Source organism: Kitasatospora sp. NPDC029312, from assembly GCF_055569215.1.
On sequence record NZ_JBVHXY010000040.1, the window covers coordinates 41,107 to 63,206 of the forward strand.

Sequence of the window (22,100 nt, forward strand, 5' to 3'; positions counted from 1 at the left end):
TGGTCGGAGACGGGCGGAACGGCCGCAATTCCGACACAAGGCGGCCCTTGTGACGCCCCGTTCTGTGAGAAGAACCACAGCGGGGCGCCCGTGGCCGCTTCCGGTCCTCGAAAGGACGACGACACATGGGGGAGCGCACCCGCGCCCGGAGGCATCCGGCCCGAATACCGACACGCCGCCTGGCGGTGTCGGCGGTGGTCACCGGGCTGCTGCTCGGCACCGTCGGCCCGGCGCTGGCGGACGACGTGCCGGCCGACGCCGGAGCCGCGGCGGGCAGCGCCGCGGCCTCGCCGCTGGCCGCCGCGAAAGCCGAGGCCGTCCGCACCGGCAAACCGGTCACCGTCGACCGGCTCACCACCGCGACCGACGAGACCGTCGCCAACACCGACGGCACCTTCAGCGTCACCACCCACCTCCAGCCGGCCCGGGTCCGCCGGGGCGACGGCTGGGCGGCGGTGGACGCGGCGCTGGTCCGCAACGCCGACGGCAGCCTCTCGCCGAAGGCGACGCCCTCCGGGCTGGCGCTGTCCGGCGGCGGCAGCGGCCCGCTGGCCACCCTCACCGACGCCGAGGGCCACCGGCTCTCGTACACCCTGCCGTTCCCGCTGCCCGCGCCGCAGGTCAGCGGTGACACCGCGCAGTACGACGGGGTGCTGCCGGGCGTCGACCTCAAGGTCACCAGCACCGACCAGGGCGGCTTCCACGAGGTGCTGATCGTCCACGACGCGAAGGCCGCCGCGAACCCGGCGCTCGCCGCGCTCCGCCTGACGGCCGCCACCAGCGACGGCCTGAAGCTGAACGCGGACGCCGACGGACGGGTGGCCGCGACCACCGCCGACGGCACGGCCGTCTTCCGCTCCCCCACGCCGCTGATGTGGGACTCCGCCCGCACGGCTCCCGACGCTGCGCCGACCGCGGCGCCGACTGCGGCCCCGTCCGCGGCGCCGCAGTCCGCGGCCCTCAAGGCGGCCGCCGCCCCGAAGGCCGCCTTCGCGGCGGCCCCGGCCGCGGCCACGGACGGCGCGGGCGGTGCGAGCGCCGCACCGACCACCGCGCCGACCGCCTCCACCCAGCCGGCCACGACCTCCACCGCCGAGCAGCCCGGCACCGCCGCCCAGGTGCGGCCGATCGCGGTGACCAGCTCGGCCGGCGCGCTCACGCTCGTCCCGGACGCCGGCCTGCTCACCGACCCCGCCACGGTGTGGCCGGTGTACATCGACCCGTACACCAGCCCGATCACCAGCAAGAAGAGCCACTTCATCACGGTGAAGGAGGGCTGCCCGTCGCAGAGCGCGTACGACGACGCCCAGGACAACGGCGAAGGCGTCGGCTACCAGCACTGGAAGGACTGCTACGGCCTCAACCGCGCCTACTTCGAGATCGACATCGGCAACCTGACCAAGGCCATGGTGATCTCCAAGTCGACGGTCCACCTCACCTCGACGTACGGCGCCTCCTTCGACTGCGACAACGAGACCGACGTCAAGCTGGCGACGGTCACCGGGATCAGCGGCTCCACCACGTGGAACCACCAGCCGGACGTGAGCGGTGACGGCTACATCGGCGGCACCCAGAAGGTGAAGAGCTCCAACCCCTCCCAGCACTGCGGCGACCACGACGCCAACTGGGAGGTCACCGGGCAGATCAGGAAGCTCGCCGGCGAGAAGGACAGCTGGACCTTCGGGCTATTCGGCAACGAGTCGAAGTCGTCCGGCAACAACGACTTCATCCGCTTCGCCAACAACCCGTACCTGACGACGGTCTTCGACATCGCGCCGCGGGTGCCGGACAAGCTGGGCACCACGCCGGCCGCCGTCTCGCCCTCGAGCAACGGCTGCGACGGCGCCGAACCCGGCTGGATCGGTCAGTCCGGTCTGGCCGGCGACACCTCCGACATCACCCTGAACGCGCATCTCGGCACCGACATGAGCGGCGTCAACCTGCGCGCCCGGTACGAGGTGTGGGACACCAAGACCGCCGACTCCGCCGGGAACTCCGCCGGGAAGGGCTCGCCCGTCAGCGGCTGGGTCAGCGACGGCGGCACCACCCGCCAGAACATCGGCTTCAAGGTCGCGGACGGTCACCAGTACGGCTGGCACGTGCGGGCCGACGACGACACCCTGATGAGCGGCTGGTCCCCGAACTGCTACTTCAAGGTGGACCTCAGCGCGCCCAGCGTGCCGACCTTCACCGAGTCGCCGGTGTTCCCGCCGCTCGGCAGCGACCACGCCCCCACCGGCCACGCCGGTGACACCGGGGTGAAGGTCGCCGTCAGCGCCAACGACCCGACGCCGACCGGCTGCACCCGCGGCTCCTGCGTCAGCAGCGGCATCGACCGCTTCGAGTACGCGCTGGACGTCAACATCCCGGCCAACGGCGCCGCCAAGGTCGACGCCGTCCAGGCCGGCGGCGGCACCGCCACCGCCGAGATCCCGGTCGTCCTCAGCGCCGCCCAGTGGGGCGCCCACACCCTGTTCGTCCGGGCCGTCGACAACGCGGGCAACACCCAGGGCACGGTGGGCCAGTACAGCTTCTTCGCCCCCTGGAACCCGAACACCAAGGTGACCGCCGGCGACGTCGACGGCGACGCCGTGCCCGACCTCGTCGCCCCCACCACCGGCGGTGACCTCGTCCTGGTGCGCGGCAACGCCGACCCGGCCGCCCCGCCCGTCACCGTCTCCGCCAAGGCGCAGAGCCCGGACGGCACCGGCTGGAACAACTACCTGGTGGCGCACCGGGGCACCGCCACCGGCACCAACGTGGACGACCTGTTCGCCTACGACAAGGCCACCCACGAGCTCTACCTCTACCCCAACGACGCCATCACCCCCGGCGGCACCAGCGGCCACTTCACCCTGACCCAGAACGTCGTGCCGATCCGCAACTCCGGCAGCTGCCCGGCGAAGGGCTCGGACGGCACCTGGAACAACGTCAGCCAGATCCTGGCCCCCGGCAAGCTCGCCGGCTTCGCCGACGCCCCCGACCTGATCACCGTGGACAAGGGTGAACTCTGGTACTTCCCGGGCACCTTCCAGGCCGGCTGCAACCTCGCGGCCGGTGTGCGGATCGGCACCGGCGACTGGTCGAACGTCACCCTGCTGGCGCCCGGCACCGTGAACGGCGTGCCGACGCTGTGGGCGCGCAACGACACCACCGGCGCGGTCAGCAGCTTCCCGCTGACCTTCGCCGGCGGCGTCCCGACCACCCGGATCGCCGCTCCGACCGGCGCGGCGCTGGTCTCCGGCATCCTGGACACCGCGAACAAGAACCTCTGCCTGGACATCGACCACGCGCGGACCGCCAACGGCACCCCCGCCCAGATGTACACCTGCAACGGCACCGACGCCCAGACGTTCACCCTGGGGGCCGACAACACCGTGCACGTCATCGGCAAGTGCCTGGACGTGGTGAAGGGCGGCACCGACAACGGCACCCCGGTGCAGCTCTACCAGTGCAACAACACCGGCGCCCAGCAGTGGGTCCCCGGCCCGTACCCGGGCACGCTCAAGAACCCGCAGTCCGGCCGCTGCCTGGCCGACACGGCGAGCAACCGCAACCCGCGCACCCAGGTGATCATCTACGACTGCATGAACATCGCGGACCAGAAGTGGGCCGCCACCAGCGGCAACGTGCTGCCCGCCGCCCAGCCGGTGCTTCCGCTCGGCGTCGGCGAGAAGGACTATCCGACCGTCGCCTCCCCCGGCGACGTCCAGGGCACCGGCTTCCCGGCGCTCTACGCGGGCAGCGGCTCCGGCCGGCTGGTCGAGTACCCGGGCGCCGCGGCGGCCGGCGGCCTGGCCCAGTTCGCCGCCCCGGTGTCCATCGGGCACGTCCACCAGCCGACCGCCTGGTGGAAGCTGGACAGCACCGAGGACAGCGTCCGCACCGACGGAGCCCTGACGCTCTACGGCACCGCCGCCGTCGTCGCCGACCCGGACCGCGGCAGCGCGCTCGCCCTCAACGGCACCACCGCGTTCGCCGACACGCCGGGCCCGGCACTCGACACCAGCCGCAGCTACACCGTGTCCGCCTGGGTGAAGCTGACCAGCCTGACGAACAACTCCAGCTTCGTCTCGCAGTCCGGCACCACCGGCAACGGCCTCCAGCTGTACTACTCCAGCGGCGCCCACGCCTTCGCCTTCGGCCACGGCCACGGCCACGCCGACGACACCGCCGGAAACTTCACCAGCGCCTACGGCCCCACCACCGGGCCGCTCAGCCCGAAGACCAACACCTGGTACCACCTGGTGGGCGTCTTCGACGCGGACAGCCAGCAGCTGAAGCTGTACGTCAACGACGAGACGGCCGCCGCGGCCGACTACACGGGCACGGTGTGGAACGCCGGCGGACCGGTGCAGATCGGCCGCCGCAAGTACCAGGGCTCCTACGGCGAGTACACCGCCGGCCGGGTCGCCGACGTCCAGCTGTTCGCCGAGGCCCTCACCCCGGGCGGCGTCCGCTCCATCGGCAAGGACCGCCCCGTCCCGACCCAGCTGAGCTGACACCCGTCAGCCCGGCGTTCAGCGGCCCCGGCCGCCCCCTCCCCGGGGGCGGCCGGGGCCTTCCGCTTCCGTCGGCCTTCCCGCGCGGGCAGACCGCCGGGGCCCAGCCGCGCCCGGCGGCTTCCGGCCATCGTCCACGAAGGTGAGTGAGGCTTGTCACTGGTTCGCGCCATCGGTTCGCAGACTGGGTAGGAGGTAGGTTCCTTCGACCAACGGCCGGGATCGTCTCCCTGCCGCGGATCCCCCGGTCAGCAGCGCTTTCGACGAGAGAGACACCAGACATGTCTGCACTTGTCCCGACCCAACCCCCACCCCGGTGCATCGGCGTGGTCGCCGAGTCGGCCAGCGGGGACGCCCGCGTCGCGGCGACACCGACGACGGTGCAGCAGTTGCTCGATCTCGGCTACGAGGTCGTCGTCGAGCCGGAGGCCGGCGCCGCCTCCGGCTTCACCGACGCGGCCTACGTCGAGGCCGGGGCGCGCATCGGCGACGCCTGGGCGGCGGAGGTGGTCCTGAAGATCAACGCCCCGACGGACGCCGAGATCGCCCGGCTACGCGGGGGCGCCACCCTGATCGGCCTCATCGCGCCCGCCCAGCGCCCCGAGCTGCTCAAGGCGCTGGCCGCCCACGGCGTCACCGCGCTCGCGCTGGACGCCGTCCCGCGGATCTCGCGGGCGCAGTCGATGGACGTGCTGAGCTCGATGGCGAACATCGCCGGGTACCGGGCGGTGATCGAGGCGGCCCACGTGTTCGGGCGGTTCTTCACCGGCCAGGTCACCGCCGCGGGCAAGGTGCCGCCGGCGAAGGTCCTGGTCGCCGGCGCCGGCGTCGCCGGGCTCGCCGCCATCGGCGCGGCGTCCAGCCTGGGCGCGATCGTCCGCGCGACCGACCCACGGCCCGAAGTCGCCGATCAGGTCCGGTCGTTGGGCGGCGAGTACCTGGCCGTGGAGGTCGCCCAGGAGGCGAGCGTCGACGGGTACGCCAAGGCGACCTCCGCCGAGTACGACCGCGCCGCCGCCGCGCTCTACCACGAGCAGGCGAAGGACGTGGACATCATCGTCACCACCGCGCTGATCCCCGGCCGGCCCGCCCCGCGGCTGGTCACCGCCGAGGACGTGGCGGCGATGCGGCCCGGCAGCGTCATCGTCGACATGGCCGCCGCGCAGGGCGGGAACGTCGAGGGCACGGTGGCGGGCCGGACGGTGGTCACCGACAACGGCGTCACCATCATCGGGTACACCGACCTGGCGGCCCGGCTGCCCGCGCAGGCCTCGCAGCTGTTCGGCACCAACCTGGTGAACCTGCTGAAGCTGCTGACGCCCGGCCGGGACGGGCGCTTGGCCCTCGGCTTCGACGACGTGGTCCAGCGGGCCGTGACGGTCGTCCGCGACGGCGAGATCACCTGGCCACCGCCGCCCGTGGCGGTGTCGGCCGCTCCGGCCGCGCAGCCCGCCGCTTCCGCCCCCGCGCCGGTGGAGCCGAAGCGGCCCCGCCTCACTCCGGCGGCACGCTTCGGCCTGATCGGCGCGGGGATGCTCGCGGCCTTCCTGCTGACGGCCTTCGCACCGGCCCAACTAGCCCAGAACCTCACGGTGTTCGCGCTGGCCGTGGTCATCGGCTACTACGTCATCGGCAAGGTGCACCACGCCCTGCACACCCCGCTGATGTCGGTGACCAACGCGATCTCCGGGATCGTGGTGATCGGCGCCCTGTTGCAGATCGGCCACGAGAGCCGCGTCGTCACCGTGCTGTCCTTCATCGCGGTGCTGCTGACGAGTGTGAACATCTTCGGCGGCTTCGCCGTCACCCGCCGCATGCTGTCGATGTTCTCGACCTCCCCCGAAAGGCGCTGAGCCCGATGTCCTCCACGACGGCCTCGCACGCCGCGGACCTGGTCGCCGCGCTGCTGTTCATCCTCAGCCTCGCCGGGCTCTCCCAGCACCGGACCTCGCGGGCCGGCGTCGTCTACGGCATCGCCGGCATGGCCCTCGCCCTGGTCGCCACCATCGTGGTGGCGGCGCAGAGCATCACCGCCGGCGCGGTCGCGCTGATCGTCCTCGCGATGGCGCTCGGCGGTGCGGCCGGGCTGTGGCGGGCGCGGCGGGTCGAGATGACGCAGATGCCCGAACTGATCGCCGTCCTGCACAGCTTCGTCGGCCTCGCCGCCGTCCTGGTCGGCTGGAACAGCTACCTGGAGGTCGAGTCCCACGGGTCCGCCCAGACCCGGATCGCCGGGGACCTGCTGGGCATCCACCACGCCGAGGTCTTCATCGGCGTCTTCATCGGCGCGGTCACCTTCACCGGCTCCATCGTGGCGTTCCTGAAGCTGTCCGCCCGGATCGCCTCGCGTCCGCTGACGCTGCCCGGGAAGAACGCCCTCAACCTGGGCGCGCTGGCCGCGTTCGTGGGCCTGACGGTCTGGTTCACCGCCGTCCCGGGCCCGGTGCTGATGATCGCGGTCACCGTCCTGGCGCTCGCCCTGGGCTGGCACCTGGTCGCCTCGATCGGCGGCGGCGACATGCCCGTGGTCGTCTCCATGCTGAACAGCTACTCCGGCTGGGCCGCGGCCGCCTCCGGGTTCCTGCTCGACAACAACCTGCTCATCGTCACCGGGGCGCTGGTCGGCTCCTCCGGTGCGTACCTCTCGTACATCATGTGCAAGGCCATGAACCGCTCCTTCCTGTCCGTGATCGCCGGCGGCTTCGGCATCGAGGCGCCGTCGGGCGGGGACGAGGAGCACGGCGAGCACCGCGAGATCCATGCCGAGGAGGTCGCCCGGCTGCTCGACCAGGCCCGGTCGGTGGTCATCACCCCCGGTTACGGCATGGCGGTGGCCCAGGCCCAGCACCCGGTGGCGGAGTTGACCCACCGGCTGCGCGAGCGCGGGGTCGAGGTCCGCTTCGGCGTGCACCCCGTCGCCGGCCGCCTGCCCGGGCACATGAACGTGCTGCTGGCCGAGGCGAAGGTGCCGTACGACATCGTCCTGGAGATGGACGAGATCAACGACGACTTCGCCGCGACCTCGGTCGTCCTGGTCATCGGCGCCAACGACACCGTCAACCCGGCCGCCACCGAGGACCCCGGCAGCCCCATCGCCGGGATGCCCGTCCTGCGGGTGTGGGAGGCCGAACAGGTGATCGTCTTCAAGCGCTCGATGGCCTCGGGCTACGCGGGGGTGCAGAACCCGCTGTTCTTCCGGGAGAACACCAGCATGCTCTTCGGCGACGCCAAGCAGAGCGTCGAGGCGATCCTCCGGGCCCTCCCCGGCCAGGACCTCGACGGCCCGGTCCCGGCCACCGGCCGGGCGGCGGCGCGGTAGCGCGGCACGGCCGTACCCGGGTGGGACACCACTGTCCCGGAACTGCCCCGGCGCCGGACGGCGCCGGGGCGACCGCAGCACCCGTTCGGGGGAATCCGGTCAGGGCCGGAGGCGGGTGAGGAAATCCCCGAGGGCGATCGCGACGGCGTCCGGGGATTCCACCGGAAGCAGGTGTCCGGCGCCCGGAACGGTGGTCAGCGTCGCCTGCGGGACGTGCGGCAGCAGGCACTCGCGCAGCACCGCCGGCGGTTCCACCGGGTCGTGCTCCCCGGCCAGCACCGCCACCGGGACGTCGATGGCGCGTACCCGGGCGGTGATGTCCTGCGCGATTCCGCGCAGCGGCCACTCCTCCCGGGCCTCGGCCCCCGCGGCGAGGCTGTCGCGCACCACGGCGGCCCGCACGGGGCCGGGCAGCGGCAGGGCCGTGAGGACGTGGTCGACGGCGTGCCGCACCGCCTCCGGCGAGTCGTACGCGTGGGACAGGCCCTGCCGGTAGGCCTCGGTGACGGTGGCGGGCGGCTGCGGCGGCGCGGGAGCGACGAGCACCAGGCCGACCAGCCCGGCCGGTCGGCGGCCCGCGAGGAGCTGACCCACCTTGCCGCCCATGGAGTGACCGACGAGGACGAACGGCCACGGCACACACGCGTCGACCACCCGGGCGAGATCGTCCGCGAGCTGGTCGAGGTGGTACGGCCCGGGCAGCGCGCGTGACGTCCCCCAGCCGCGCTGGTCGAAGCGGACGGTGGCCCGCCCGGCCGGCAGGCGGTCGATCACCGCGTCCCAGGTGCCGGCGGACCCGCCCCAGTAGTGGGCGAACACGAGCGCCGGCCCGTCCTGTCCCGCGACCCGCACCTCCAGGCTGCCGCCGCCGGCCACGGTCACCGTCGTTGTGGTTTCCGTCATCACTGCACCTTTCCATCCGCCGCGCGCGCGACCGGAGCCTCGCCGCAGCGGTCCCGCATCGGTAGTCTTGAGCCCGCTTGACCGGGCAGTCATGACCGTAGGCGGGACGACACCCGGGCCGCGGTGGAAAGGGACGTACCGATTGTGGTAAACGGACAGAGTGCCGTACGGCAGCTGCGCTACGTGCCGGCCGTCGGCTCGCCGTACGGTGTGGAGGTCCTCGACTTCGCCGCGCTGCGGTCCATGGACTCCGCCCGCCGTCGCGTGCTCCCGCAGCGCCCGGACTTCCACGTCTTCGCCCTCGTCGGCTCCGGCACCGGCGCCCATGAGGCGGATTTCCACGGCTACCGCCTCCAGGAGGGCAGTGCGGTGTGGATCCGGCCCGGCACGGTGCACCGCTGGAGCGACGTCGACGGCTGCGACGGCCCCCTGATCCTGTTCCGGGCCGGGTTCCTCCCGGGCTTCACGGCGGCCGAGACCGCCGCTCCGGCGTGCTGGCACCTCGAGCGCCAACGGCTGGACCTCGCCCTGCTCGGGGCCGAGCACCTCCGGCGCGAGCACGACGCGGCATCCCGCACACCCGCCCTGGCGGCTCCGGCGCTGCTCTCCCACCTCCTCGCGGCGCTCCTCCTGCGCGCGCTGCCCGCCGCGGCGGGCCCGGCCGCGCCGGCGCCGGCCGGCGACCGGCACATGGCGGTCTTCCGGGCCTACCGGGATGCCGTCGAAGAGCACTTCACCAGCCGGCACCAGGTGGCCGACCACGCACGCGCCCTGGGCTACGACCCGCGCACCCTCACCCGGGCCACCCGCGCCGCCACCGGTACGGGCGCCAAGGCCTTCCTCGACCAGCGCATCCTGCTGGAAGCCAAGCGGCTGCTCGCCCACACCGACCTCCCGGTCGGCGGCTGCGCCCGACGCCTCGGCTTCCGGGACGTCGGCAACTTCACCACCTTCTTCCGCCGCCAGACCGGGGTGCCACCCGCCGCCTGGCGGTCGGTCCACGGCGCAGCCGGCCGATAGGCGGCTGCGCCGACCGAGCGGTGGGGTGTGCTCCGCCCGGTGGAGAACCGCCCGGACCCGCCGTCACCAAAAAGCGGTGCCTTGACACCGCCCGGCGCTGGCCACAGGATCGGCCCGTGATCCTGTCAGACAGCCAGACAGTCAGACCGGTGCCACGGCGTGTCAGTGCCACGGAAGCGGTGTTCGGCCACCTTCGCAGCGCCATCGAGCGCGGCGAGTACGCGGTGGGGGACAAGCTCCCCTCGGAAGCGGAGCTGTGCCGCGCGCTGGAGGTCAGCCGGCCCGTGCTGCGGGAGGCGCTCAGGGCGCTGCAGGCCATGGGTCTGACCGTCTCCAGGACCGGCAAGGGCACCTTCGTCGCGGCGAACACGGTCGAGGACCCCACCTTCGGCGACTACGCGGCCGGCGACCTGCTGGAGGTGCGCCGGCACGTCGAGATCCCGGTCGCCGGGTACGCCGCGTTGCGCCGCACCCCGGAGCACCTGGCCCACCTGGCCCACCTGGTCGACCGGATGGAGTGGGAGACCGACACCACCGCGTGGCTCGCGCTGGACACCGTCTTCCACCTGGCGGTGGCCGAGGCCTCCGGCAACCCGGTGTTCCGCCGGGTCATCGAGGAGATCCGGGACGCACTGGCGCGTCAGTCGGCCTTCCGCAACGAACTCGGCGGCCGGCGCGAGCAGTCCAACCGCGAGCACCGGGCGATCGTTGGGGCGCTGATCGAGGGTTCCGAGGCCGACGCCGTCGAGGCGATGTCCCACCACCTCCGCCGCGTCGAGGCGACCCTGACCGACATCGTGCGCCGCCGGCGCGCGGCCACCCCGAGAGAAGGCGGAACCGAGGCGTGAGCGAGCAGTTCCTCGAAGACGAGAAGCGCCCCACGACCCCTCACGTCGACGCCGGCGACGCCGGCTACCGCAAGTCCCTGAAGCCCCGGCACATCAACATGATCGCCGTCGGCGGCGCCATCGGCACCGGCCTCTTCCTCGGCGCCGGCGGACGGCTCGCCGACGCCGGGCCCTCGCTCTTCCTCGTGTACGCGGTCTGCGGCGCCTTCGCCTTCCTCGTGGTCCGCGCGCTCGGCGAGCTCGTGCTCTACCGCCCCTCCTCCGGCGCCTTCGTGTCGTACGCCCGGGAGTTCCTGGGCGAGAAGGGCGCCTACACCGCGGGCTGGATGTACTTCCTCAACTGGGCGACCACCGGTATGGCCGACATCACCGCGGTGGCCACCTACACCCACTACTGGCACCTGTTCTCCGACATCCCGCAGTGGGTGATCGCCCTCGTGGCCCTGGCCGTGGTGCTCACCGTGAACCTCATCTCGGTGCGGATCTTCGGTGAGCTGGAGTTCTGGTTCGCCATCGTCAAGGTCGGCGCGCTGGTCGTGTTCATGGGCATTGCGATCTTCCTGCTGGTCACCCGGCACCCCGTCGACGGCGCTGTGCCCGGTCCGTCCCTGATCGCCGACAACGGCGGCGTCTTCCCCCACGGCCTGCTTCCGATGCTGCTGATCGTCCAGGGCGTCGTCTTCGCCTACGCCTCGGTGGAACTCGTCGGCGTCACGGCCGGGGAGACCGAGAACCCCGAGAAGATCATGCCGAAGGCGATCAACTCGATCATGTGGCGGGTGGGCCTGTTCTACGTCGGCTCGGTGCTGCTGCTGTCGATGCTGCTGCCGTGGAACAAGTACACGGCCGGCCAGAGCCCCTTCGTGACGGTGCTCTCCCACCTCGGCGTGCCGGCGGCCGGCAGCGCGATGAACCTCGTCGTCCTCACCGCTGCGATGTCCTCACTCAACTCCGGCCTCTACTCCACCGGCCGCATCCTGCGGTCGATGGCCGTCAACGGGTCGGCCCCGCGTTTCACCGCCCGGATGAGCCGCAGTCAGGTGCCGTACGGCGGCATCCTGCTCACCAGCGGCATGTGCGTCCTCGGGGTGGGCCTCAACTTCGTGGTGCCCGCCGACGCGTTCGAGATCGTGCTCAACCTCGCGGCGCTCGGCATCCTCGTCACCTGGGGCATGATCATGGTCTGCCACCTCCTCTTCTGGCGGAAGACCCGGGACGGCGAACTGACCCGCCCCGGCTACCGACTGCCGGGATCGCCCTGGACCGAACTCGTGACGCTGGCCTTCCTCGCCTCCGTCCCGGTCCTGATGTACGCCGACGGCGGCGCCGGGCGCACCACCGTGCTGTGCATACCGCTGATCGCTGCGGCGCTCGTCGCCGGCTGGTACGCGATCCGCGGCCGACTCGCGCGGCCCGCAGACCGGACCGACGGCTGAACCGGGCCGCCGGCCCGGAACGCCGGGACCCGGACGGGGACTGAGCGGACTTCGAGGGCATTCGCGTCCCGTCCCCGCCGGGCGGCCCGGTCAGGAACCGGCCCGCCGCTTGTTGTAGACGTCGAAGCCCACGGCCGCGAGCAGCACCAGGCCCTTGATCACCTGCTGGTAGTCGGTGCCGACGCCGACCAGCGACATGCCGTTGTTCAGCACGCCCAGCACCAGCCCGCCGATGATCGCGCCGAGGACGGTGCCCACGCCGCCGCTGGCCGAGGCGCCGCCGATGAAGGCGGCGGCGATCGCCTCCAGCTCGAAGTTGATGCCGGCCTGCGGCGTACCGGCGTTGAGCCGCGCGGCGAAGACCAGCCCGGCGAGCGCCGCGAGGACGCCCATGGTGGTGAAGGCGAGGAAGACCACCCGCTTGCTCTTCACCCCGGACAGCTCGGCGGCCGCCTCGTTGCCGCCGATGGCGTAGGTGTGCCGGCCGATGATCGAGTTGCGCATCAGGTAGCCGAAGCCGACCAGCAGCGCACCGAGGATCAGCAGGACGATCGGCACGCCGTGGTAGCTGGCCAGCAGCAGGGTGAAGACCACCACGGCCGCCGTGATCGCGGCCAGCTTGACGAGGAACAGCCCGAGCGGGAGCACCGCCAGCCCGTATGAGGCGGTCCGCCGGCGTCCGCGCAGCTCCTGGAGGACCGCGACGGCGAGCACCGCGAGCCCCAGCAGCACGGTGAGGTTGTGGTAGTCGGTGTGTGGGCCCACCTCGGGCAGGAAGCCGCTGCTGATGCTCTGGAAGCCCTTGGGGAACGGCGCGACCGACTGCCCCTGCAGCAGGATCTGGGTGCCGCCGCGGAACAGCAGCATCCCCGCCAGGGTGACGATGAACGACGGGATCCCGAGGTAGGCGATCCAGAAGCCCTGCCAGGCGCCGGCGAGCCCGCCGATCACCAGCGCGGCCGGCATCGCCACGGGCCACGGCAGGTGGTGCTGGACCATCATCACCGCGGCGGCCGCCCCGACGAAGGCCGCCAGCGAGCCGACCGACAGGTCGATGTGCCCGGCGATGATGACGATCATCATGCCGATCGCCAGGATGAGGATGTAGCCGTTCTGCTGGATCAGGTTGGTCACGTTGAGCGGCTGGAGCAGGATGCCGCCGGTCCAGATCTGGAACAGCAGCACGATCAGGGCCAGCGCGACCAGCATGCCGTACTGGCGCACGTTGCCGCGCAGCGTGCGGGCCAGGACGGAACCGACGGACGGGGTCGGGCCGGCCGCCGGGCCGTGCTGGGTGGAGTCCGGGATGATCTCGGTCTGGGCCATGCCTCACACCTGCTTGTTGGGGGATGCGGTGCTCATGGTCATGAGCCGCATGAGGGATTCCTGGTCGGCGTCGGCGCGGGCCACCTCACCGGTGATCCGGCCTTCTGCCATGGTGTAGATCCGGTCGCACAGGCCCAGGAGTTCGGGGAGTTCGGAGGAGATGACGAGCACGGCCTTGCCCTGGGCGGCCAGTTCGGCGATGACGGTGTAGATCTCCGCCTTGGCGCCGATGTCGATGCCCCGGGTGGGCTCGTCCAGGATCAGCACCTCCGGCTCGGCGAATATCCACTTGCTGAGGACGACCTTCTGCTGGTTGCCGCCGCTGAGCGTGCCGGTGCGGGTGAACACCGTCGGGGCCTTGATGTCCAGCTGCCGCCGGAACGATTCGGCGACCCTGCTCTCCTCGTGCCGGTCGACCCGGCCGAACCGGGCGACCTTGCCGAGCGCGCTCAGCGAGATGTTCCGGCTGATGTCGTCGATCAGGTTGAGGCCGAACCGCTTGCGGTCCTCGGTCACGTACGCGATGCCGTGCCCGATCGCCTCCGGCACCGTGCGGGTGCGCGCCTCCCGGCCGTGCAGCAGCACCCGGCCGCCCGCCCAACGGCCGTACGAGCGGCCGAAGACGCTCATCGCGAGTTCCGTGCGGCCGGCGCCCATCAGGCCGGCGATCCCGACGATCTCGCCGCGCCGCACGTTCAACGAGACGCCGTCCACCACCGTGCGCTGCTGGTCGATCGGGTGCCGCACGGTCCAGTCCTCGACCTTGAAGGCGATCTCGCCGATGTCGTGAGTGCGTTCGGGGTAGCGGTGCTCCAGGTCGCGGCCGACCATGCCGCGGATGATCCGGTCCTCGGAGATGCCGTCAGGGCCCACGGCGAGGGTCTCGATGGTCTGCCCGTCGCGCAGGATGGTGACGGAGTCGGCGACCCGGGCGACCTCGTTCAGCTTGTGCGAGATGACGATGCAGGAGACGCCCTGCGCCTTGAGCTCGAGGATCAGGTCGAGCAGCTTGCGGCTGTCCTCGTCGTTCAGCGCGGCGGTCGGCTCGTCCAGGATGAGCAGCTTGACCCGCTTGGCGAGCGCCTTGGCGATCTCGACCAACTGCTGCTTGCCCACGCCGAGATCGGCGACCCTGGTGTGCGGGCTCTCGTCCAGGCCGACCCGGCGCAGCAGTTCACCGGCGTGGGTGAGCGTCCGGTGCCAGCTGATGACGCCCCGGGAGGCGTGCTCGTTGCCCAGGAAGACGTTCTCGGCGATGGACAGGTACGGCACCAGCGCGAGTTCCTGGTGGATGATGACGATGCCGCGCTGCTCGCTGGCCCGGATGTCCCTGAACCGGCAGAGCTCGCCCTCGAAGAGGATCTCGCCCTCGTAACTGCCGTGCGGGTGCACCCCGCTGAGCACCTTCATCAGGGTGGACTTGCCGGCGCCGTTCTCACCGCAGACGGCGTGCACCTCGCCGGCGGGGACGGTCAGGTTGACCTCGGACAGCGCCTTGACGCCGGGGAACGACTTGCTGATCGATCGCATTTCGAGGACGGGTCCGGCCATGGTGTGCGTCCGTATCGTTCGGGGCGGTGTGGTGGGGGGAGCGCCCGGTCCCAGGGCGAGCCCCGGGCGTCGGAGGGTACGGCTCCGTACCGCCGGTTCGGCGTGGGGCCCGTCGGCCGGGCCCCACGGGCTACTTGAGCTGGTCGGCGGTGTACTGGCCGCTGTCGACCAGGACCTTCCGGTAGTTGTCCTTGTCGACGCTGACCGGCTGGAGCAGCTCCGCCGGGACGGTCTTCACGCCGTTGTCGTACTGGCTGGTGTCGTTGACCTCGGGCTTCCCGCCGGTCAGCAGGGCGTCGCCCATCTGGACGGCCGCCTTGGCCAGTTGGCGGGTGTCCTTGTAGACGGTCTGGGTCTGCTCGCCCGCGATGATCGACTTCACCGAGGCCAGCTCGGCGTCCTGGCCCGTGACGATCGGCAGCGATTTGGCGGTGCCGTAGCCGACGCCCTTGAGCGAGGAGAGGATGCCGATCGAGATGCCGTCGTAGGGCGAGAGCACCGCGTCGACGTGGGTGGAGGTGTAGGCCTTGCTCAGCAGGTTGTCCATCCGGGACTGGGCGAGGCCGCCGTCCCAGCGCAGCGTGGCGACCTGGTTGAAGTCGGTCTGGCCGCTCTGCACGACGAGCTTCTTCTGGTCGATGTACGGCTTGAGGACGCTCATCGCACCGTTGAAGAAGAAGGTGGCGTTGTTGTCGTCCGGCGAGCCGGCGAACAGCTCGATGTTGAACGGGCCCTTGCCGTCCTTGAGTCCGAGCTTGTCGACGATGTAACCGCCCTGGAGGACACCGACCTTGTAGTTGTCGAAGGTCGCGTAGTAGTCGACGTTCGCGGTGCCCCGGATCAGCCGGTCGTAGGAGATGACCGGGATGTGCGCGTCGGCGGCCTTCTGCAGCACGTTGGTGAGGGACGAGCCGTCGATGGCGGCGACCACCAGCAGCTTGGCGCCCTTGGTGATCATGTTCTCCAGCTGGGAGACCTGGTTCTCCACCACGTTGTCGCCGTACTGCAGATCGGTCTGGTAGCCCTTCGCCTGGAACTCCTTGACCATGTTCCTGCCGTCGTCGATCCAGCGTTCCGATGACTTGGTCGGCATCGCGATGCCGACCAGCCCGCCCTTGGCGTCACCCTTGGCCGCCCGGTCGCCGACGCCGTTGGCGCTCTGGCCGCAGGCCGCCGACGAGAGCGCCAGTCCCACCGCGACCAGGCCCGCTGAAAGCTTCCGCACAGTTCCTCCAGTGATGGTGTTCCGCGACCGGCACAGCGGCCCCGGTCGGGCGGCTGGGAGCAGTCGGGCGGGGCCGGCCGGGAGCGGTCCCTCCTGTGGGGGAACGTCGGGGCTGCGGCCGCCCTGGCCTGGCGTGACATGAAGTGTTAACGCTCACAAGAGCGCCGTCAAGGGGTGTGGGATCACGGATCCGATGCGCGCTCATGGGGCGTCAACCACTTTGCCGGTCACGGGACATGCGTCGTGGCAGTTGTTCGCGCCCGGATCGGCCGCCTCTGGGCAGCGGTTGTGTTGAAAGTCTTGACGGGCCACGGTCGGTGAGGGCACTGTCACCGGTCCAGGAACCCGTCCACCCTCCGCCCCGGCAGAAGCCCGTCATCGAAGGATTGATTGTTAGCGCTCACATACCTTGACCGCTCTCGACGCTGAGCAAGGGAGACTCATGAGTGACAACACCACGACAACCCGTGGACGCGGCGCGCTGCGCCGCCTCGCCCGGGCCGGGGCGGCGCTCGCCGTCCTGGTCGGCGCCCTGGCCGGCGCGACCCGCGACCAGCGGTGTGGCACAGGCTGCCGCGCAGGGCCCGTGCGACCTCTACGCCGCCGGCGGCACGCCCTGCGTGGCCGCACACAGCACCACCCGTGCGCTGTACGCCGGTTACACCGGGCCGCTCTATCAGGTCCGGCGCGCGTCGGACCAGGCGCTGCGCGACATCGGCGTCCTGAGCTCCGGTGGCTACGCCGACGCCGCCGGGCAGGACGCGTTCTGCGCCGGCACCACCTGCGTGATCACCGTGATCTACGACCAGAGCGGCCGGCGCAACCACCTCACCCAGGCACCCGGGGGCGGGGCCGCGCCCGGCCCCGACGACCTCGCGGACGCCGCCCTCGCCCCCACCACCCTGAACGGCCACCGCGCCTACGGCGTGTACGTCGCGCCGGGCACCGGCTACCGCAACAACCACACCTCCGGCATCGCCACCGGCGACCAGCCCGAGGGGATGTACGCGATCCTCGACGGCACCCACGACAACGGCGGCTGCTGCTTCGACTACGGCAACGCCGAGACCAGCGGCAACGACACCGGCAACGGCCACATGGAGGCCATCTACTTCGGCACCATCAAGGTCTGGGGTTACGGCAGCGGCCCCGGCCCCTGGGTGATGGCCGACCTGGAGAACGGCCTGTTCTCCGGCGCCAACCCGGGCTACAACGCCAACGACCCGACGGTGAACCATCGTTACCTGACGGCCATGGTCAAGGGCGCCCCGAACCAGTGGGCGATCCGGGCCGGCGACGCCCGGTCCGGCGGCCTGTCGACCTTCTACTCCGGACCGCGCCCGAACGCGTCGGGCTACAACCCGATGCACAAGGAGGGCGCGATCATCCTCGGCATCGGCGGTGACAACAGCAAGGGCGCCCGCGGCACCTTCTACGAAGGGGTGATGACCTCCGGCTACCCGTCGGAGGCCACCGAGAACGCCGTCCAGGCGAACGTCGTGGCCGCCGGCTACACCGACCCCGGCGCCACCACCGGGGCGTTGCGCGGCAGCGGTTCGGGGAAGTGCCTGGACGTCCCGAACGCCTCCACCACGCCCGGGCTGCAGGTACAGATCCACGGCTGCTCCGGAGCGGCGAACCAGGCCTGGTCCCGCACCGCCGACGGCCGGCTCACCGTGAACGTCTCCGGCACCACGCTGTGCCTGGACGCCTCCGGAGGCGCTACGGCGGACGGCACCAAGGTGGTGACCTGGCCCTGCAACGGTGGCACCAACCAGCAGTGGCGCTTCAACGCCGACGGCAGCGTGACCGGCGTCCCGTCCGGCCGGTGCCTGGACGTCGCCGGGGCGGCCGTCGCCGATGCCACGCCCGTCCAACTGTGGACCTGCTGGGGCGGCGACAACCAGAAGTGGACCTTCGGCTAGGCCCTGTCCGGCAAGATCGGCCGGACAGGGCCCAGCAGCTGCGCCCGCGCTCCGGTCGGGCCCCGGCTCCGCGCCCTGCGGAGCCGGGGCCCGACCGCCGTCGCCCCGCACGGCGCCGGCCGCCGAGCCCGCCGGGCGGGCGGCCCGTCTGGCGGCGAGGGCGAACCCGTGCGCGTGAACCCACCGGGACGGCCGGGTGTGGTCGACCCGAACGGCCGGTGAGAAGGGGGACGGCCCGTCGGCCGACGGTGACGCATCGGCCCGAACCCGGTCGCGTACTGTGGTCACAGCCGAGGAGGGGACTGCGAGTGGGAACCGACAGCGCCGGGACGGAACAGCGCCAGCCCGTGATGGCGGACGTGGCTAAACTGGCGGGCGTGTCCCACCAGACGGTGTCCCGGGTGCTCAACGGCGCCCCGCACGTGCGGCCGGACACCCGGGACCGGGTGCTGGCCGCCATCCGGGAGCTGGACTACCGGCCCAACTCCGCCGCCCGCGCCCTGGTCACCCGCCGCTCGCAGACCCTCGGCGTGGTGAGCTTCGACTCCACCCTCTACGGCCCCGCCTCGATGCTGGACGGCATCGAGCGCGCCGCGCGCAGCGCCGGCTATTTCGTGAGCGTGACCAGTCTCCGCTCCCTGGACGGCCGTTCCGTCCAGGAGGCCGTCGACCGGCTGCGCGACCAGGGGGTGGAGGGCGTCGTGGTGATCGCGCCGCAGACCTCCGCCGTCAGCGCGGTGGCCCGGCTCTCCAGTTCGGTGCCGGTCGTCGCGGTCGGATCGGGCAACCAGACGCGGGTGCCGATGGTGTCGGTGGGCAACCGCACCGGCGCCGGAGAGGCCACCGGGCACCTGCTCGACCTGGGCCACCGCACCGTTCACCACCTGGCGGGCCCGCCCAACTGGCTGGAGAGCCAGGACCGCGAGGAGGGGTGGCGCCTCACCCTGGAGGTGGCCGGAGCGCCGGTGCCGGACGTGGAGCGCGGCGACTGGAGCGCCCGGTCCGGCTACCAGGCGGGGCTGCGGATCGCTCAACTGCCCGATGTCACCGCCGTCTTCTGCGCCAATGACCACATGGCGCTCGGTCTGCTGCGGGCCCTGCACGAGGCCGGCCGGTCCGTGCCGGAGGAGATCAGTGTGGTCGGCTTCGACGACATCCCGGAGGCCGCCTACTTCACCCCGCCGCTGACCACCGTGCGGCAGGACTTCGGCGAGCTCGGCCGCAGAGCGCTGGGACTGCTGGTCGAGGAGCTGGAGGGCGGAGCGCTCTCGCACGCCCGGGTGGAGATCGCCCCGGAGATGGTGCTGCGGCGCAGCGTGGGCCCCGCCGTCCGGCGCTGAGGCAGCACGGGCCGCCCCGACGGGCGCCCAGGGAGCCCTGACCACCCTGTCCGACCCCGTGCTCGCCACGCCCGGCTCGCTGGCCCAGCTGCGGAACCTCCCTTGACACGATATTTGTTAGCGCTAACAATCTCTGTGAGCGCTAACAGAACGGCTCCTCAACTCCGCCGACCGGGCCGCTGCTTCCCGCTTCCGCACGCCCGGCCGACGGCGGACCGTTCCGCCCTCCGGAGGGAGAGGCAGCGGAACGAAGCCTGTCGCCGGTGCGCCCCACCCCTGCCCCGGTCGAGGCCGCACCGGCGACAGGCGCCAACCCAGGCCTCTCGTACGAAGGATGAGGAACCGACGTGACGGCTACCTTCCCCGAACCGGACCGCTACGTCGTCGGCGTCGACTTCGGCACCCTCTCCGGCCGCGCGGTGGTGGTCCGGGTACGGGACGGCGAGGAGATCGGCACCGCCGTCCACGACTACCCGCACGCCGTGATCGAGCGTGAACTGCCCGGCACCGGCCGGCCGCTCCCGCCCGACTGGGCGCTGCAGCACCCGGCGGACTGGCGCGAGGTGCTGCGCGCCGCCGTCCCGGCCGCACTCGCCGCCGCCGATGTCGACCCCGCCCGCGTCATCGGCATCGCCACCGACTTCACCTCCTGCACCGTCCTGCCCGTGCTCGCCGACGGCACCCCGCTGGCCGAGACGGCCGCCTGGGCATCCCGCCCGCACGCCTGGCCCAAGCTCTGGAAGCACCACGCCGCCCAGCCCCAGGCCGACCGGATCAACGCGCTGGCCCACGCCCGAGGCGAGAAGTGGATCGCCCGGTACGGCGGCCGGATCTCCGCCGAGTGGCAGTACGCCAAGGCGCTGCAGGTCCTGGAGGAGGACCCGGCCGTCTACGCCGCCTGCGAGCGCTGGATCGAAGCCGCCGACTGGATCGTCTGGCAGCTGACCGGAGCCGAGAGCCGCAACACCTGCACCGCCGGCTACAAGGGCATCCACCAGGACGGTGGCTACCCGGGCGAGGACTACCTCGCCGCGCTCCACCTGGACTTCGCCGACTTCGCCCGTACCCGCCTGGAGCACCCGCTCTCCCCGCTCGGCTCCCGGGTCGGTCGGCTCGCTGCGCGGGCCGCGGAGTGGACCGGCCTGCCCGCCGGCATCGCGGTCGCCGCCGGCAACGTCGACGCCCACGTGGCCGCACCGGCCGCCCGCGCCGTCGACGACGGCCAACTCCTCGCCATCATGGGCACCTCGACCTGCCACGTGGTCAACGGCGCCACTCTCGCCGAGGTCCCCGGCATCTGCGGCGTGGTCCGGGACGGCATCATCGCCGGCTCCTACGGTTACGAAGCCGGCCAGAGCGCCGTCGGCGACATCTTCGCCTGGTGGCTGCGCCAGGGAGTCCCCGCCGACTACCTGGCCGAGGCCGAGGCCACCGGCGAGGACCTGCACCGGCTCCTCACCCGCAAGGCGGCCGCCCAACCCGCGGGCGCCCACGGCCTGGTGGCGCTCGACTGGATGAACGGCAACCGCTCCACCCTGGTCGACCACCACCTCTCCGGCGTGATCGTGGGACTCACCCTCGCCACCCGCCCCGAGGATGTTTACCGGGCGCTGCTGGAGGCGACCGCCTACGGCACCCGTGTCATCGTCGAGGCGTTGGAGCAGGGCGGAGTCCCCGTCACCGAGTTCATCGTCAGCGGCGGCCTGAAGAGGAACGCCCTGCTGATGCAGACCTATGCCGACGTGCTGCGCCGCCCGGTCTCGGTGGCCCGATCCGAGCAGGGCCCGGCGCTCGGCTCGGCGATCCACGCCGCCGTCGCCGCCGGCGCCTACCCGGACGTGCGGACCGCGGCCGCCGCGATGGGCCGGGTGCACCGGGGCGCCTACCAGCCGAACCGGACCGCCGCCGACACCTACGACCGGCTCTTCGCCGAGTACCGGGCCCTGCACGACCACTTCGGACTCGGCGCCGACAAGCTCCTGCACCGCCTGCACGACATCCGCAACGCCGCCCTCACCACCACGAGCGAGGCCCCGTGAACGCGACCACCGACCTCATCCGCCGCCAGGTCAGCGTCCTCCACCAGGAGCTGGTCCGCTACCACCTGGTGGTCTGGACCGCCGGGAACGTCTCCGCCCGCGTTCCCGGGGAGGACCTGCTGGTCATCAAGCCCAGCGGCGTCCCCTACGACGAGCTGACGCCCGCCAACATGATCGTCTGCGACCTCGACGGCAAGGTCGTCGAGGGCGACCACGCGCCCTCCTCCGACACCGCCGCGCACGCCTACGTCTACCGCCACCTGCCCGAGGTCGGCGGAGTCGTCCACACCCACTCCACCTACGCCTGCGCCTGGGCGGCCCGCGGCGAGCCCGTCCCCTGCGTCCTCACCGCCATGGCCGACGAGTTCGGCGCCGAGATCCCGGTCGGCCCGTTCGCCCTGATCGGCGACGACTCGATCGGCCGAGGTATCGTCGACACCCTCACGGGCCACCGCTCGCCCGCCGTCCTGATGCAGAACCACGGCGTCTTCACCATCGGCAAGGACGCCGAGGCCGCCGTGAAGGCCGCCGTGATGTGCGAGGACGTCGCCCGCACCGTCCACCTCTCCCGCCAGCTCGGCGAGCCGCTGTCGATCGCCCAGGCGGACATCGACAGCCTCAACCACCGCTACCGGAACGTCTACGGCCAACCCCAGGCCCGATGAG

At 72.0% G+C, this 22,100-nt stretch carries 14 protein-coding genes; 10 read left to right on the forward strand and 4 right to left on the reverse strand.

Annotated elements, in window-relative coordinates; all coding sequences use genetic code 11:
* The first annotated feature begins 125 nt into the window (after positions 1-125).
* The 3 genes from ACZ4WV_RS27530 to pntB all read left to right on the forward strand — a co-directional run bounded on the left by ACZ4WV_RS27530 (position 126) and on the right by pntB (position 7,821).
* On the forward strand, positions 126-4,502 hold the full coding sequence (locus ACZ4WV_RS27530) for a ricin-type beta-trefoil lectin domain protein (RefSeq protein ID WP_465751238.1): 4,377 nt from the start codon (positions 126-128) through the stop codon (positions 4,500-4,502).
* 281 nt (positions 4,503-4,783) lie between these two features.
* A complete protein-coding gene (locus ACZ4WV_RS27535) occupies positions 4,784-6,355 on the forward strand; it encodes a Re/Si-specific NAD(P)(+) transhydrogenase subunit alpha (protein ID WP_465751240.1) in 1,572 nt (523 codons plus the stop codon).
* Between the two features lie 5 nt (positions 6,356-6,360).
* Entirely contained in the window at positions 6,361-7,821 is a 1,461-nt protein-coding gene (gene pntB, locus ACZ4WV_RS27540) for a Re/Si-specific NAD(P)(+) transhydrogenase subunit beta (protein WP_465751242.1), read from the forward strand.
* Between the two features lie 99 nt (positions 7,822-7,920).
* Here the strand turns inward: pntB and ACZ4WV_RS27545 are convergent, their stop codons facing one another.
* The gene (locus tag ACZ4WV_RS27545) at positions 7,921-8,724 is read right to left on the reverse strand and encodes an alpha/beta fold hydrolase (protein ID WP_465751244.1); all 804 of its coding nucleotides are present in this window, start codon (positions 8,722-8,724) and stop codon (positions 7,921-7,923) included.
* A 144-nt stretch (positions 8,725-8,868) separates the two neighbouring features.
* Here ACZ4WV_RS27545 and ACZ4WV_RS27550 point away from each other — a divergent pair, with 144 nt between their 5' ends.
* The 3 genes from ACZ4WV_RS27550 to ACZ4WV_RS27560 all read left to right on the forward strand — a co-directional run bounded on the left by ACZ4WV_RS27550 (position 8,869) and on the right by ACZ4WV_RS27560 (position 12,028).
* Positions 8,869-9,744, forward strand: coding sequence for a helix-turn-helix transcriptional regulator (locus ACZ4WV_RS27550; protein WP_465751246.1), 876 nt, complete (start codon positions 8,869-8,871; stop codon positions 9,742-9,744).
* 116 nt (positions 9,745-9,860) lie between these two features.
* Entirely contained in the window at positions 9,861-10,592 is a 732-nt protein-coding gene (locus ACZ4WV_RS27555; RefSeq protein WP_465751248.1) for a FadR/GntR family transcriptional regulator, read from the forward strand.
* Positions 10,589-12,028: an amino acid permease gene (locus ACZ4WV_RS27560; RefSeq protein WP_465751249.1), complete on the forward strand. Its 1,440-nt coding sequence runs from the start codon at positions 10,589-10,591 to the stop codon at positions 12,026-12,028. The genes ACZ4WV_RS27555 and ACZ4WV_RS27560 overlap by 4 nt, the downstream gene beginning before the upstream one ends.
* 90 nt (positions 12,029-12,118) lie before the next feature.
* On the opposite strand, the gene mmsB is transcribed toward ACZ4WV_RS27560, so the two are convergent.
* The 3 genes from mmsB to chvE form a co-directional block, all read right to left on the reverse strand.
* On the reverse strand, positions 12,119-13,354 hold the full coding sequence (gene mmsB / locus ACZ4WV_RS27565; RefSeq protein WP_465751252.1) for a multiple monosaccharide ABC transporter permease: 1,236 nt from the start codon (positions 13,352-13,354) through the stop codon (positions 12,119-12,121).
* A 3-nt stretch (positions 13,355-13,357) separates the two neighbouring features.
* On the reverse strand, positions 13,358-14,905 hold the full coding sequence (gene mmsA / locus ACZ4WV_RS27570) for a multiple monosaccharide ABC transporter ATP-binding protein (protein ID WP_465751254.1): 1,548 nt from the start codon (positions 14,903-14,905) through the stop codon (positions 13,358-13,360).
* 130 nt (positions 14,906-15,035) lie between these two features.
* Entirely contained in the window at positions 15,036-16,130 is a 1,095-nt protein-coding gene (chvE, locus tag ACZ4WV_RS27575) for a multiple monosaccharide ABC transporter substrate-binding protein (RefSeq protein WP_465751256.1), read from the reverse strand.
* 560 nt (positions 16,131-16,690) lie between these two features.
* Between chvE and ACZ4WV_RS27580 the strand changes: the two genes are divergently transcribed.
* The 4 genes from ACZ4WV_RS27580 (at position 16,691) to ACZ4WV_RS27595 (ending at position 22,099) form a co-directional block, all read left to right on the forward strand.
* Positions 16,691-18,055, forward strand: coding sequence for an arabinofuranosidase catalytic domain-containing protein (locus tag ACZ4WV_RS27580; RefSeq protein WP_465751284.1), 1,365 nt, complete (start codon positions 16,691-16,693; stop codon positions 18,053-18,055).
* A gap of 308 nt (positions 18,056-18,363) precedes the next feature.
* Positions 18,364-19,395: a LacI family DNA-binding transcriptional regulator gene (locus ACZ4WV_RS27585; protein ID WP_465751258.1), complete on the forward strand. Its 1,032-nt coding sequence runs from the start codon at positions 18,364-18,366 to the stop codon at positions 19,393-19,395.
* A 347-nt stretch (positions 19,396-19,742) separates the two neighbouring features.
* A complete protein-coding gene (locus ACZ4WV_RS27590; protein ID WP_465751260.1) occupies positions 19,743-21,434 on the forward strand; it encodes a ribulokinase in 1,692 nt (563 codons plus the stop codon).
* Positions 21,431-22,099 (forward strand): L-ribulose-5-phosphate 4-epimerase, encoded by a 669-nt coding sequence (locus ACZ4WV_RS27595; protein ID WP_465751262.1) that lies wholly within the window; start codon positions 21,431-21,433, stop codon positions 22,097-22,099. Before ACZ4WV_RS27590 ends, ACZ4WV_RS27595 begins: the two co-directional genes overlap by 4 nt.
* Position 22,100 lies beyond the last annotated feature (1 nt).

Coding starts and splice junctions, on each gene's coding strand:
- ACZ4WV_RS27530 (WP_465751238.1), top strand. CDS start 126: ATGGGGGAGCGCACCCGCGCCCGGAGGCATCCGGCCCGAATACCGACA.
- ACZ4WV_RS27535 (WP_465751240.1), top strand. CDS start 4,784: ATGTCTGCACTTGTCCCGACCCAACCCCCACCCCGGTGCATCGGCGTG.
- pntB (WP_465751242.1), top strand. CDS start 6,361: ATGTCCTCCACGACGGCCTCGCACGCCGCGGACCTGGTCGCCGCGCTG.
- ACZ4WV_RS27545 (WP_465751244.1), bottom strand. CDS start 8,724: ATGACGGAAACCACAACGACGGTGACCGTGGCCGGCGGCGGCAGCCTG.
- mmsB (WP_465751252.1), bottom strand. CDS start 13,354: ATGGCCCAGACCGAGATCATCCCGGACTCCACCCAGCACGGCCCGGCG.
- mmsA (WP_465751254.1), bottom strand. CDS start 14,905: ATGGCCGGACCCGTCCTCGAAATGCGATCGATCAGCAAGTCGTTCCCC.